Origin of the sequence: Vibrio sp. 1-2 (7-a) (assembly GCF_013048515.1) — a bacterium.
Taxonomy (GTDB): domain Bacteria; phylum Pseudomonadota; class Gammaproteobacteria; order Enterobacterales; family Vibrionaceae; genus Vibrio; species Vibrio diabolicus.
In genome coordinates, this window is sequence record NZ_VHSQ01000018.1 from 21,638 (window position 1) to 34,551 (window position 12,914).

The following is a 12,914-nucleotide window of genomic DNA, read 5'->3' on the forward strand; positions in this document are numbered from 1 at the left end:
ATAGTATCGAAACAAAAGGAAGAAGAAATAAACTTCTGCGACTTTGTAGATAAAATTGGGCAACGTCCCACATATTTTATAAATGTACGAGCACTGCTATTAATCAGTGCTCGTTATGGTCGGAGGGGTGCTAATAAACGCTACTTTAACCTGTAAGAACGGTGTCTTCTGGGTACTTGATTAAGGTAGGTTCAGGGCGGGCTAACATGTAAGCAAGCGTGAGTGGCCCGATACGACCAATGATCATTACCACGATCATAATGTACTTGCCTGGCTCAGAAAGCTCTGCCGTTAAACCAGCGGTAAGTCCTACCGTCGCAAATGCGGAAATGGTTTCAAACATGACCTTATCAAAGCTTGCCTTCTCTGTGAGCATCAATAAAAACATCGCGCTTGTCAGAATGGCGCCGCTCACAACGATAATGGCGAGTGACTTAGTCACGGTTTGCCAGTTTACGGTTCGTTTAAACATAACCACATGTTTCTTTTGGCGCAAAAAGGTCCACGTAGCCATGAACGCAACGGCAAATGTGGAAACCTTAATGCCGCCCCCCGTTGAGGTGGACCCAGCACCAATCAACATCAGAACAATCATGATCAATAAAGCTGGCTGGGTAAACTGCGCCAAGTCGACACTGTTGAACCCGGCCGTCCGAGCACTAGCGGATTGGAAGAATGCCGCCAACCATTGACCCGCCACAGGTAACGATTCCATTGTATTTGGATTACTCCGCTCGAGTAACCAAAACATCACCGTCCCAACAAAGAGCAATATCGGTGTCGCGATAAGCATGATTTTGGTATGAAGATGCAAAAAGTGGAAACCTTTACGCCAGTTCAGCCAGATGTCTCCGACAACAGTAAAACCAAGCCCACCAAAAATGAATAACCCGGCCAGGGTAAAGATGACCAGCGGGTCATTCACAAAGCTCATCATACTGTCTGAAAACAGAGCAAACCCTGCGTTGTTAAACGCAGAAATCGCATGAAATAACGCGTAAAACATGCCAGTTTGCCAGCCCATTTCAGGAACCCAACGAACGGAAAGGAAAATAAACCCAATAGATTCTGCGACAAGCGCAAAAATCACAATCCGCTTCACCAGCCGGTTTAAGTTGACCTGTCGAGCTTGCCCTAGCGCTTCTTTCGCTAACGCTTGCTGGCGTAAGCTTAAACGCACACCAAACATATAGAGTAAAACCGCCGACAACGTCATCTGCCCCAATCCACCGATTTGCATTAAAAACATCAGCAAGATCTTCCCGGCTAACGTAAAGTGCTGCCCGGTATCGACAACACCAAGCCCTGTCACACTGATGGCGGATGTTGCGGTAAACAAAGCGTCCGTTATCGAAAGGCCTGTAACAGAAAAAACTGGCAAGGTTAACAGCACGGCAGAAGGCAGCAACACACCGAGAAAACTCAGCAATATAATCCGCGGCTCGTTACCCTTTGCTTTTTCTCGTTTACCATCTGGCGCGTAAAAAACGCCTTTTTGATGAAACTGCGTCATAGTGATTTTAATTTATTTGCCAGCGCATCTTGCGGGCCAACCACAATAATGAGATCGCCAATTTCCAGCTTGGTATTAAGGTCTGGCGCCTTGGTAATTTCTGGGCCCCGTTTAAACCCGAGTACTTGCACACCGTCGACTTTGCACAGTGCTAGGTCACTTAATGTCTTACTCATCCAACGAGATCCAATCACAAACTCCGTCATGGCTAAGCCACTACCTAAAGGGTGGAACTCAAGAACCCGTTTATCGAGCATTTTACGCGCGACACGTATCCCCATGTCACGTTCAGGCATGATAATGTGGTCCGCACCAATCTTTTGCAGGACACGCGCTTGAAATCGATCGTTGGCTTTAACCCATACTGACTTCACTCCCGCTTCTTTGGCGATCAGTGTGGCGAGAATACTAGCGTTAACGTCCGCTCCGATAGCAATCATCACCATGTCGTAATCATCAAGCTTAAGCTCAGCAACCGTCTCTTCGTGAGTACAATTAGCCACAATTGCCTGACTAACAAAACTGGCAGCTTCTTTGACTCTGTCTTCGTTGATATCAACCGCTAAAACTTGAGCTCCTGAATCTCGTAGCTCTTTACACACTGCCAAACCAAATCGGCCAAGACCAATAACGGCGAATTGCTTATCACCTGTTTTCATTTATGCCTCATCTTATGCATTCACTAGCAAGCAAAAAAGTCTGCGCCCATTCCTAACCTTGTGCAAACCTGAGGACAGAGAATTGACAAAAGCTTTACGAAAGCTGACTCACTTTGAGTGTTAAGCGTATGACATAAATTAACTTTTTTCCTCATTACGGCATAAAAGCCAACACTGTCAACCCATGAGTGAATCTCCCTAAAACGCAAAAAGCCGCAACAATGCGGCTTTTGGATCGTAGAGATAAAACAGGCTATTTTGATTCGCGCTTATCGTGCGGTTTACGCTTGTTCTTAGGTACGTAATTTAAAATAGAAATCGGCACTGGCTTTCTTGGTGCAAAGCCGTCAATTTCCACTCGCTCTAGCAAGTGCCCTAAACGGCTCTCGATCATACAAAGGTTTTTAAAGTCATCTTTTGAAACTAATGAGATCGCTTCACCTTGTGCGCCAGCACGACCAGTACGACCAATACGGTGTACATATTCATCTGCTGGATACGGTAAGTCGTAGTTAATAACAACGGGCAAGTTATCGATATCAATACCTCGCGCTGCAACACCAGTTGCGACTAGGTACTGGATTTCACCGGCTTTGAACTTTTCTATTAATTCTTGGCGAACACGCTGATTACGGCCACTGTGAAACGCTTCAGCCACAATGCCGCGCTTTTCAAGTTGGCTAACAAGCTTGGCAGCACCGTGTTTGGTTTCAATAAATACCAGTACTTGTGACCAGTCGTTTTCTTTGAGCATGTGACTTAACAGCGACGACTTCATGTCCTTATCGACGGTGGTGATCCACTGCTTGATGTTCGACTTAGATGCACTGTGTTTTGCAATCGTGATTTCTTCAGGATCAATAATCGCGTTTTTCGCCAAATCACGAACAGGGTTAGATAGTGTTGCCGAGAACAGCAGGCTTTGAACATGTTCTGGCATGCAATCGACGATCTTATCGATCGCATCGATGAATCCCATGTCCAACATCTTGTCCGCTTCATCAAGCACTAGCATTTCCACTTCATCAAAGTGAATGGCGCGTTGACCGTACAGGTCAATCAAACGTCCCGGCGTACTTACCACAATATCGACACCCTCGATCAAGGCTTGTTTTTGTGGCGCATAATCCACACCACCAAACATCGCCATTGAGCGCAGCGGTAAGTTTTTACCATAAGCTTCAATGCTTTGATGAACCTGAAGCGCAAGTTCGCGTGTGGGCGTAAGAATAATAGCGCGAGCACGTTTTTTACGTTGCGTTTCGCCTTGACTAAGCTTTTCTAAGATTGGTAGAACAAAACTGGCCGTTTTACCTGTCCCCGTTTGTGCTGCGGCAATTAAGTTGCTACCACGCAGTACGATTGGAATGGCTTTTTGCTGGATAGAGGTCGGTTTTTCATAACCTAGCGCTTTTACTGCATCAGTAATCGATGCGCTTAAACCAAGCTTAGAAAATGGCATAGAAACGTCTCAACAGAGGAAATGGGCGCGTAGTGTATCAGAATCCCAGTGAAGTAACAGAAGGATTCATGCGCGTAGAGCCCGATAATAGAGCGCTGCATGATTTACTCGCAACATCACATTTCTTGCGCGTGAATCTAGTTATGCTGCTAACGTGTACATTACTGGGAAACGTTATGGACGTATTACTGCTGGTTGGATTAATCGCACTCAATGGCGCGTTTGCTATGTCAGAGATCGCTCTAGTCGCAGCCAAAAGCGGAAGGCTAAAATTAATTGCAGAACACAACGCCTCTGCCGCTTTAGCGCTCGAACTTAAAAACAATCCGACTCAGTTTCTTTCCACGATCCAAATAGGCATTACCGTCATCGGGCTATTAAGTGGTATTTTTGGTGAAGCAACGCTTTCAGTACCATTCGAAAATTGGTTAGTAACCCAAGGGCTAGAAAGAGAGATAGCAACGGTACTTTCAACGACGAGCGTCGTGCTCATGATCACCTACTTCGCGATTGTGGTGGGAGAACTCGTTCCCAAGCGCTTTGCACAAAACAACGCAGAAACCATCGCTATTATCGTAGCTTATCCGATCCACTGGCTCGCCAAGCTCACCACTCCTTTTGTCTTCTTATTGACGTTTTCAACCGATACTTTTCTCCGATTATTGCGCCAAAACGACAGCAACGGTGAGATTGTTACCGAGGAGGATATTTTTGCTATTGTTAGCGAAGGCTCTGAGTCCGGTGCGATTGAGCCACAAGAGCAATTGATGATTCGCAACTTACTCCACCTTAACGATCGTTTAGCATTATCGTTAATGACACCACGGTGCGATATCCATTACCTAGATGCCAACCAACCTATTGATGTCATCCTTACTGACCTTCGCCAAACCCAACACTCCGTATGGCCAGTCTGTAAGGGTAGTTTGGACAATATTATTGGCACCATTTCATCCAAAGTCCTGCTCGATGAATATGACGAATTGTCTATCAGTAAACTGGCTAAACAGCTCAAGCGTCCGCGTTTTGTACCCGAGTCCATGAAAGGGTTACCTCTCCTTAACTACATGCAACAAACCAGTGCGGAAATGGTCTTTATTGTCGATGAGTATGGTGATGTACAAGGCCTAGTAACCCTTTACGACTTGTTAAAGTCAATTGCTGGAGAACTGGGCATGGCGCCACAGCAAGTGTGGGCCAAACAACAAAAAGATGGCAGTTGGTTGATGGACTCGTTGATCCCGCTCAATGAGCTCAAGAACAAACTCGAACTGAGCAGCATAGAAGGCGAAGAGCGAGAAGGCTTTCAAACATTAAATGGGCTTTTGACATGGCTTTATGGTCGAGTCCCAAATGTTGGGGAGCACATTCACTACCAAGGTTGGCGATTTGACATACTCCTCGTTAAAAAACATCGCATTATGCAAGTCAGAGTCACCAAAGACACCGATACACCAACCAACAATAGCGAAGTGGAATAAAGCGCGGCCCTATCCCATCAAATTGGGCTGTAAACCTTTCTCTAGTTTTTTCCGTACTTTATAGGAAACATCATTAAGCGTGATTTTTCCTGTATTGTGACGATCGATACCCGCATTTTGTCGGTATGCAATCGAGCCTTGCTTGAACAAAACGAAAGAAGACGGTTTGCCAATCGCAGCAGGATAGAGAATTGCCATATACGCATCTTCCAGACTATTGATTTTATGGCGATATGGCCAGTAATAGGCTTTTACATAGTCAAGTTGCTCGACCGCGCTCATCCTCGCAAGAGTTTTCGTACTCACTCCTAATGACTCAGCGGTAGAGGGCATAAATTGAATTAACCCTGTCGCCCCACTTCCTGAACCATTTTTGATGCTTGGACTGAAGGTTTCAGCGGTTTCAAATGCCATGCAGGCCATCAGATGATTAGGGTTGATCTCCAGCTCTTCACTAATACGAATGACTTTGCATTTGAACTCTGGAGAAACTTTGCCTCCCCACGCCACCGCGTTCTCGGGATCAACAACCGAAGAGACAGTTGGCGCGTCGTGTTCTTTGACAATTCGAGAAAGTAAAGGAAGTGTTTGGCGCAGTCGATGGTTCGAACTCACCAAGCGAATTGATTTGGCAAGAAACTTATCTTTTTTTTGGTGCAGTTTTTGGAACTTTACTAATTTATACAGTTGCTTATAAACCGTTTTCACAACGAAGCCGGATTTAGGGAACACTCCCAAAATGTAATCCATTTCCTACACGTTTAATATAAATATCAGCAACAATGAGTATGTATGTGATCATAATCACTATAAATTTTCTCAAATTCGATACACCTCGAAACAAGTGGTCAAGATGTCTCCAGTAAGCTCGAAGTACAAATAAAAAGGTATTGTCGAGAATAAAAAAGGTCTTACCAATTTCTCGGTAAGACCTAGGTTTACGCATCCTCAGCTAAGAGAATTTATACTCTTACAGTTCCGCTTCTCGAACCAGCTCAGCGAGCGTCGACAAACGTTGTTCGCTTTGTTTTACGTAAGGGTTGTTTGTATCCCAAGCGTATCCAGCCAAAATCGCGCTAATCATCTGCTTAATACGTGGATTCGGGTTTTGATAGAAGATCACATCTTGCAATGTGCCGCTGTACCAACCCTCCACATAAGTGCGGAATGTGTTCACCCCCACCATCAAGCGTTCCGAATACTCTTCTTGCCAATCAACCACTTGACCATTTAATTGACGAACCACGCAATCGGCCGCAAATTCCGCCGACTTCATGGCAATGGTGACACCAGATGAAAACACAGGATCAAGAAACTCGCCGGCATTACCAAGCAGTGCGTAGTTTTCAGTCGCTAAGCGTTTGACGTTCGCTGAATAGCCACCCAACTCGCCTGCTGGATTTGGGTAATTCGCATTTCGCAACAAAGAAGCCAACCCCGGCTCTTCATTCGCCAACTGCTGCAAAGCTGCAAGCTTATCTTCTGGGTATTGCTCGAAAAACTCAGGCTCACCCACCACACCAAACGAACACGTACCATTCGAGAATGGAATTAGCCAGTACCACACATCGTGATTTTCAGGATGCACGGAAATCAGAATTTTATTACGATCGTACTCGGGCTCTTGTGGAGAGATACGATCTTCGATGTGAGTAAATATCGCTTTTCTTGGAGGAAGACAAGAAGGCTCTTCAAGATCCAACAAGCGTGGCAAAACACGGCCAAAACCACTCGCATCCAAAACAAAATCAGCTTCGATTTGATAGGTCTGTTTATCCGGCCCAACAACTTCTAAGCGAGATTTTTTGCCTTCAAACGCCAAGCTAACTAGCTCATGTTGATAACGAATATCGACGCCCTGCTCTGCGGCACTGTCGGCGAGCACTTTATCAAAACTGGCACGTTGCACCTGAAACGTCGTACCCGGCCCTGGGGTATATTTGTCCGTAAAATCGAACTGGGTGTAAACACCATTGCGACGAAATGCAGCGCCATCTTTATATTGGAAGCCAAACTGCTTTACCGCATTGGTCATTCCGGCTTGCTCGACAACTTCCATACATGCAGGAAGCAGGCTTTCTCCGATAGAGAAACGTGGAAAGGTGGCTTTTTCTATGACAACGACATCTATGCCACGCGATTTTAATAACGCAGAAACGGTGGAGCCAGATGGGCCCGCTCCTACGACGACAACTTGCTTGAGCTCTGTTTTCATTCTGAATTTAGTTTGCTTGTAGTTTTAATAAGGTGTGACCAAGGCCAATGTTGTCGGTTCTTTCGACGACAGATAAACCTGCCGCTTCGACAATTTCTAAGAAATCATCACTGCGATAAAAACGACTATTGCCGTTGGCTAAACAGGTAAAGTAGAGAGAGGTTGCATTAAGGCTATAAGAAGCACCCGCGTATTTTTGGGCATCCCAAAATAGCTCCAATACGTAAATAGTATCTCCCTTCGTTAACTGGGCTTTGACTTTTTTAAGGATATTTAGGATCTCAATTGGTGAAAAGCAATCCAAGAACTGGCTCATCCACCATACGTCAGCATGCTCAGGCAATGTTTGTGCTTTATCAAGCATGTTGGCAGGGTATGGACGTACACGCTCGGCGAACTGGTTTTCAGAGACATTTGACATCGCCACTTCTAATTGCTGCGGCAAATCGACAATAGTAACTTCAACATCAGGATCATGCTTACAACACTGAATAGCCCATTTCCCGGTATTTCCACCAATATCCACTAGGTGCTTTGGCTTGCTTGCAAACACTTCTTTAAGCAGTAATGGAAACGAGCGATCCGAATAGAAGTGATCGAACTTAAACCAACTCTGTTTGGCTTGATCTGGCAGCGTCGACAGACCTTGATAAATCGTCTCCCAATTGCCCAACTCTTTCAAACCTGAAGGCTTACCTTCTTTAATCGCTTCCGTCAGATGCATCATCGCGGCGTAACAGACATCAGCCGTAAAATCCATGTTTGCGTTCGTCATACCATCGTGAAGAAGGTAAAAGCCAAGGTTCGCAAGCGAATAGTTAGGTCTTTCCCATAAAACAATATGTGCGCTAATCGCCATATCCAACAATACTTTGACACCATATTCTGACACGCCCGTTTTCTCGGCAATGTCCGTGGCACTCATGCCTTGTGAACCGGCGCTGTCTAGCGCGGCTAAAATACCTAAATCTCGGAGCGTTCTGGCGGTCTGGAACACGATTGGTGCAAAAGATAACTTCTGAGCTTCTGTTTTTGCTTCAAAAGCATTAAAAGGGTCATTATTTTGATTTAACACGGAAAAACCTAACTGCAATTAATATTTTTATTGTTTAGACTGAGAGCCTAACAATGCAATAGCTCGTTGAATATCAACATTCAAGTTGTTTATCCAACGATTGTAATTGCGATGGATTTTGCCATCACTGGCTTTTAGATTTACTGAGTTGAGATAAATAATTGAGTAATATTTGTTGTTATATGGAATTTTTACTTCTGCAAAGTGTTTACGAACGTGAATTTTTGCAATAAGAACGCCTGGGCTTACTTCTTCAATCATCCAACCTCGGTTGGTTGCCGATTGCACAATGGCCATTTTTACTTGTTTATTTTGAAGATCATAAGCAACTGGAGTATCCTCCACATTCATTACAGGTTGTACTCGTCCACAACCGACAAGAAGCAAAGTTAATAATAACGAGACATACAGCTTAAAACGCGACATGATAATTTCCTTTTTTATTATGACTTTGGGTAAAACCCAATTTGTATCGAGCTGTAAAATAAACAATTTAACCCAATATGCCAAACTCGAAGATCAACATTTCGTTCAATATTGATGCGTGGACTGCGAATTCATTCGGTTTATCCGAATCCAATGAATGGAAACAATGGGCAACAGAGATAAAATGGCCAGAAGATGGCAAAATCAATGTTGCGGATATTCCTGCGATGATGCGCAGAAGAATGAGTCCACTTAGCAAACTGGCAGTGCAAACGGCAATCGAATTACTTAATCAACATCAGGTTGATTACCTCGTATTTTCGAGTCGTCATGGCGAATTGCATCGCAGTGTTGCGTTAGTTAAAGATATTATTAACGGAGAAGAAGCGTCTCCGATGGCTTTTTCTCAGTCCGTGCATAATACCGCCGCAGGGCTTGCCACTATTGCAACCAAACAACCCATCCCCCTAACTTCGATCGCTGCGGCAGAAAACACATTCCAAAGTGCAATATTAGAAGCATGGCTGTTTTTGTCCGACAATCCTGACAAAAAAGTCCTGCTTGTTGATTTTGATGAGCCTATGCCTGACTCTTATTTAGAATATGAAAACCAACAATACCAAGGGTTTGGACTCGGCTTGATACTTTCTCATGGAGATGGCTTCACGGTGCAAAGCGGCATCAGTGCAAAATGCTCAAACCACCCGTTGCCACAAGGCTTAACGTTTTTGCAACACTACTTGTCAGATAAAAATCAGTGGACTATTCACGCTCCGCAACAAATTTGGGAATGGCACAAGCAATGAGTCGCTTAAATCAGTATTGGCGTGTGCTAGCAACCGGCTTTTGTTTTTCAGTATTTGGGTTAGGTGGTTTAGCACTGAGCTTCATTGTTATTCCGACTATTCGTATTTTCGTTTCGGATCAAACCGAACGTGAATATAAAGTTCAAGGTGCGATTCGATATTCATTCAACACCTTTTGTAAATTGATGAAGTTAAGTGGAGCAATCGATTACGAAATTATTGGTGCCGATATTCTTCAACAAGATCGTAATTGTTTAATTGTTGCCAACCATCCTAGTTTAATCGATTACGTTCTCATTGCTTCACAATTAAATCGCTGCGACTGTTTAGTAAAATCGGCAATATGGTCGAATCCTTTTATGAAGCACATCGTAAAAGCAGCCGGATATATTCCCAATGAAGCGCCGGATGATTTATTAGCACTTTGTGATGAACGATTTAACAAAGGCAACGTGTTGCTTATATTTCCTGAAGGGACAAGAACAACACCTGGTGTAGAACCAAAATTACAACGCGGCGCAGCACAAATTGCGGTAAGAACAGAACGAGATTTAAGGGTTGTCCATATTACGGTAACGCCAAGTTTCCTCACAAAAGAGAAAAAATGGTATCAAGTACCGGCAACAAAGCCTTTTTTCAGGGTTGAAGTTAAGGATAAAGTTGAGATTGACCCTTTTATAAAGCAAACTACGTCGCCGACAATAGCGGCGCGACGCTTACAACAGCACCTAGCTGAAAACATTTTTCCAGAAAACTTTTATTAATAAGCAGGTCCCAGTGGAACAGTTACACAACGACATTAAGCAACTTATTATTGATGCTTTAAACCTTGAAGATTTAACCGTAGATGATATTGAAACGGATGCACCACTTTTTGGTGATGGACTTGGCTTAGATTCTATCGATGCACTTGAGCTTGGACTCGCAATTAAAAAACAATACAACATCGTTATTGATGCCGACGACTCAAACACGCGCGAACACTTTGCTTCTGTAGCAAACCTAGCGAAATACGTTTCTTCTCAAACTAATGAATAAGTTGTAGGTATATTCATGACTGATGTAAATAAAGATCAAGTATTTGAACAAGTTAAAGATGCGCTTGTTGAGCTGTTCGAAATTGACGCAGCCGACATTCAGTCAGATGCGCACTTATACCAAGATCTCGACCTTGATAGCATTGACGCCGTTGATTTGGTCGTACACCTACAGAATGTCACTGGCAAAAAAATCAAGCCAGCAGAGTTTAGTGCTGTAAGAACCGTTGACGATGTGGTTAACGCCGTCACTGAGTTATTGAAGGAAAGTTAATGCGCCAATTGCTGACTGGTCTGTCTGCAATTGTACTGTTTGCCTACCCCTTCGCCGTCTATTTCGGTATAGATAAATTTGGCTTGAACTTAGTCGGGGGCTTGTTAATTGCTGCGTTACTTTTGCGTGTTTTCATCGCAAATAAGACCCCACTAAAAGAGTTTAAATTCTTGGCGCTCGCTACGGGCGCTGTTGGCATTGTTCTAATTACACTTGGCATGGTGTTTAAACAACACGGGTGGCTTCACTTTTACCCTGTGGTTGTCAATGTATGTATGCTGTGTGTCTTTGGACTGAGCTTAAAACAGCCGCAATCAATCATTGAAAGGCTTGCTCGCTTGCAAGAGCCTGACCTTCCGGCTAGTGGCGTGGCTTACACACGCAAAGTGACGATGGTTTGGTGCGTTTTTTTTACGCTCAATGCTGCCGTTGCGCTCTATACCTGTTTCCTACCAGTAAAAATATGGACGCTTTATAACGGCCTCATCAGCTACTTACTTGCTGGTGGCTTGTTCGCTGGAGAATGGATCGTGCGTCAATTTGTTCGAAAGGAACACTAATCGTATGAATACAACGTATTCGAGCTTTACCTCCCTAGCGACCTTGTTCGTCGCAGAGAGGCCTGAGCAATCCCCTGTCTCTTACGATCGCGACACAGTTATCACTTGGGGTGATTTCCAGCAGCACGTCGCAACGCTTGCTCAGCAGTTAGAAACCCAACCAACGCAAAACATTGCGTTGTGTTTTGGCAACAGCTACCTGTTTGCCGTTGGCTTTTTCGCTTGTTGTTATGCAGGAAAATCCATTGTATTATCTGGTAATTACCAACCAGAAGCACTCAAAGAACTCAGCGAGCACTACGATTTATTGCTGCACGATGCCGATGTCTCTGTTCCAGAACAGGTGAGCTCGCTTTTGATCGAAGCTCAATCATTGCTAGAAATCACTGTGATTAACGAGCCAAAAGCCAAACAACCTTATGTTTGGCGTGAATTAAACTTGGCGGAAATATCGGTAACGCTATTCACTTCTGGCTCAAGCGGCAAACCAAAAGCCATTGCAAAAACGCTGAAACAGCTCGATATCGAAGTTGCTATTCTAGACAACCTGTGGGGCGACACGGTTGCCAAAACACGCGTCGAAAGCACCGTCTCTCATCAACACATTTACGGCTTGCTGTTCCGCGTATTGTGGCCTTTGTGCTCTGCACGTCCATTTTCAGCACACAACCTTGAGTTCCCAGAGCAAATTGTCCATCACGCCGATGCTGACACCACGCTAGTAAGCAGCCCTGCGTTACTAAAACGACTCAGTGAAGAGCATAATCCGGTTGCAATTCGGTGCGTATTCTCTTCTGGAGGCCCCTTGCCAAACCAAGCCGCGCAACACAGCCAGCTGTTGTTTGGGTCACTTCCTATTGAAGTTTTTGGCAGCACAGAAACCGGCGGCATCGCTTACCGTCAGCAGCACGTAGCCAGCACTCCTTGGACGTTATTCCCAGGTGTTGAAGCCGAGCTTAACCATGAAAATTGTTTAAAGCTCCGCTCGCCACACATTGATGAAAACACTTGGTACCAAACTGCGGATGAATGCTATTTCCATGATAGTATTTCTTTTGAATTGCGTGGACGCACTGACCGAATCGTCAAAGTCGAAGAAAAGCGTATTTCTCTTGTCGAAGTGGAAAAACGTTTAGAGCAACTGCCGTGGGTTCAAGAAAGCGTGGTGATCCCAATGGAAGAGTCTGGTCGCCTCACGTTAGTCTCGATCATCGTACTTAACGATAAAGGCGGTGATGTGCTTGATGAACTTGGTAAAGGCAAGTTTTGGCTTGAACTTCGCAAGGCACTTCGCAATTGGTTAGAACCGATCGCTATCCCGAGAAAATTCCGAGTGGTCGACGAAATTCCATTGAACAGCCAAGGCAAACGCCAAGTTGCTGAAATTGAAAAATTATTCCAATAAA

General features: G+C 44.5%; 14 protein-coding genes. 7 read left to right on the top strand and 7 right to left on the bottom strand.

Annotated features, from left to right (window positions below; translation table 11 throughout):
- Positions 1-145 precede the first annotated feature (145 nt).
- The 3 genes from FKN08_RS22585 to FKN08_RS22595 all read right to left on the bottom strand — a co-directional run bounded on the left by FKN08_RS22585 (position 146) and on the right by FKN08_RS22595 (position 3,634).
- Positions 146-1,513: a TrkH family potassium uptake protein gene (locus FKN08_RS22585; RefSeq protein WP_047009489.1), complete on the bottom strand. Its 1,368-nt coding sequence runs from the start codon at positions 1,511-1,513 to the stop codon at positions 146-148.
- A complete protein-coding gene (locus FKN08_RS22590; RefSeq protein WP_047009490.1) occupies positions 1,510-2,172 on the bottom strand; it encodes a TrkA family potassium uptake protein in 663 nt (220 codons plus the stop codon). The genes FKN08_RS22585 and FKN08_RS22590 overlap by 4 nt, the downstream gene beginning before the upstream one ends.
- A gap of 253 nt (positions 2,173-2,425) precedes the next feature.
- Positions 2,426-3,634: a DEAD/DEAH box helicase gene (locus FKN08_RS22595; RefSeq protein WP_046874220.1), complete on the bottom strand. Its 1,209-nt coding sequence runs from the start codon at positions 3,632-3,634 to the stop codon at positions 2,426-2,428.
- 176 nt (positions 3,635-3,810) lie between these two features.
- Here FKN08_RS22595 and FKN08_RS22600 point away from each other — a divergent pair, with 176 nt between their 5' ends.
- Entirely contained in the window at positions 3,811-5,115 is a 1,305-nt protein-coding gene (locus FKN08_RS22600) for a hemolysin family protein (RefSeq protein ID WP_170892890.1), read from the top strand.
- Positions 5,116-5,124: 9 nt separating this feature from the next.
- Here the strand turns inward: FKN08_RS22600 and FKN08_RS22605 are convergent, their stop codons facing one another.
- The 4 genes from FKN08_RS22605 to FKN08_RS22620 form a co-directional block, all read right to left on the bottom strand.
- Positions 5,125-5,865, bottom strand: coding sequence for a transglycosylase SLT domain-containing protein (locus FKN08_RS22605; protein ID WP_006742867.1), 741 nt, complete (start codon positions 5,863-5,865; stop codon positions 5,125-5,127).
- A 220-nt stretch (positions 5,866-6,085) separates the two neighbouring features.
- Positions 6,086-7,330, bottom strand: coding sequence for an NAD(P)/FAD-dependent oxidoreductase (locus FKN08_RS22610; RefSeq protein ID WP_170892891.1), 1,245 nt, complete (start codon positions 7,328-7,330; stop codon positions 6,086-6,088).
- Positions 7,331-7,337: 7 nt separating this feature from the next.
- Entirely contained in the window at positions 7,338-8,405 is a 1,068-nt protein-coding gene (locus FKN08_RS22615; protein WP_005390460.1) for a methyltransferase, read from the bottom strand.
- Between the two features lie 27 nt (positions 8,406-8,432).
- Positions 8,433-8,831 carry a hypothetical protein gene (locus FKN08_RS22620; protein WP_170892892.1) on the bottom strand — a complete coding sequence of 133 codons (399 nt, stop codon included), beginning with the start codon at positions 8,829-8,831 and terminating at the stop codon, positions 8,433-8,435.
- A 77-nt stretch (positions 8,832-8,908) separates the two neighbouring features.
- Here FKN08_RS22620 and FKN08_RS22625 point away from each other — a divergent pair, with 77 nt between their 5' ends.
- The 6 genes from FKN08_RS22625 to FKN08_RS22650 are packed head-to-tail and all read left to right on the top strand — an operon-like array spanning position 8,909 to position 12,913.
- Positions 8,909-9,637, top strand: coding sequence for a beta-ketoacyl synthase chain length factor (locus FKN08_RS22625; RefSeq protein WP_170892893.1), 729 nt, complete (start codon positions 8,909-8,911; stop codon positions 9,635-9,637).
- Complete coding sequence (locus tag FKN08_RS22630) at positions 9,634-10,401, top strand: lysophospholipid acyltransferase family protein (RefSeq protein WP_006742871.1); 768 nt, start codon at positions 9,634-9,636, stop codon at positions 10,399-10,401. The genes FKN08_RS22625 and FKN08_RS22630 overlap by 4 nt, the downstream gene beginning before the upstream one ends.
- A 13-nt stretch (positions 10,402-10,414) precedes the next feature.
- On the top strand, positions 10,415-10,675 hold the full coding sequence (locus tag FKN08_RS22635; RefSeq protein WP_005382278.1) for a phosphopantetheine-binding protein: 261 nt from the start codon (positions 10,415-10,417) through the stop codon (positions 10,673-10,675).
- Between the two features lie 15 nt (positions 10,676-10,690).
- Entirely contained in the window at positions 10,691-10,948 is a 258-nt protein-coding gene (locus FKN08_RS22640) for an acyl carrier protein (RefSeq protein WP_005382279.1), read from the top strand.
- Positions 10,948-11,508, top strand: a complete 561-nt coding sequence (locus tag FKN08_RS22645; RefSeq protein WP_152812739.1) for a hypothetical protein — start codon at positions 10,948-10,950, stop codon at positions 11,506-11,508. The genes FKN08_RS22640 and FKN08_RS22645 overlap by 1 nt, the downstream gene beginning before the upstream one ends.
- A gap of 4 nt (positions 11,509-11,512) precedes the next feature.
- The gene (locus tag FKN08_RS22650; RefSeq protein WP_170892894.1) at positions 11,513-12,913 is read left to right on the top strand and encodes an AMP-binding protein; all 1,401 of its coding nucleotides are present in this window, start codon (positions 11,513-11,515) and stop codon (positions 12,911-12,913) included.
- Position 12,914: the final 1 nt, after the last annotated feature.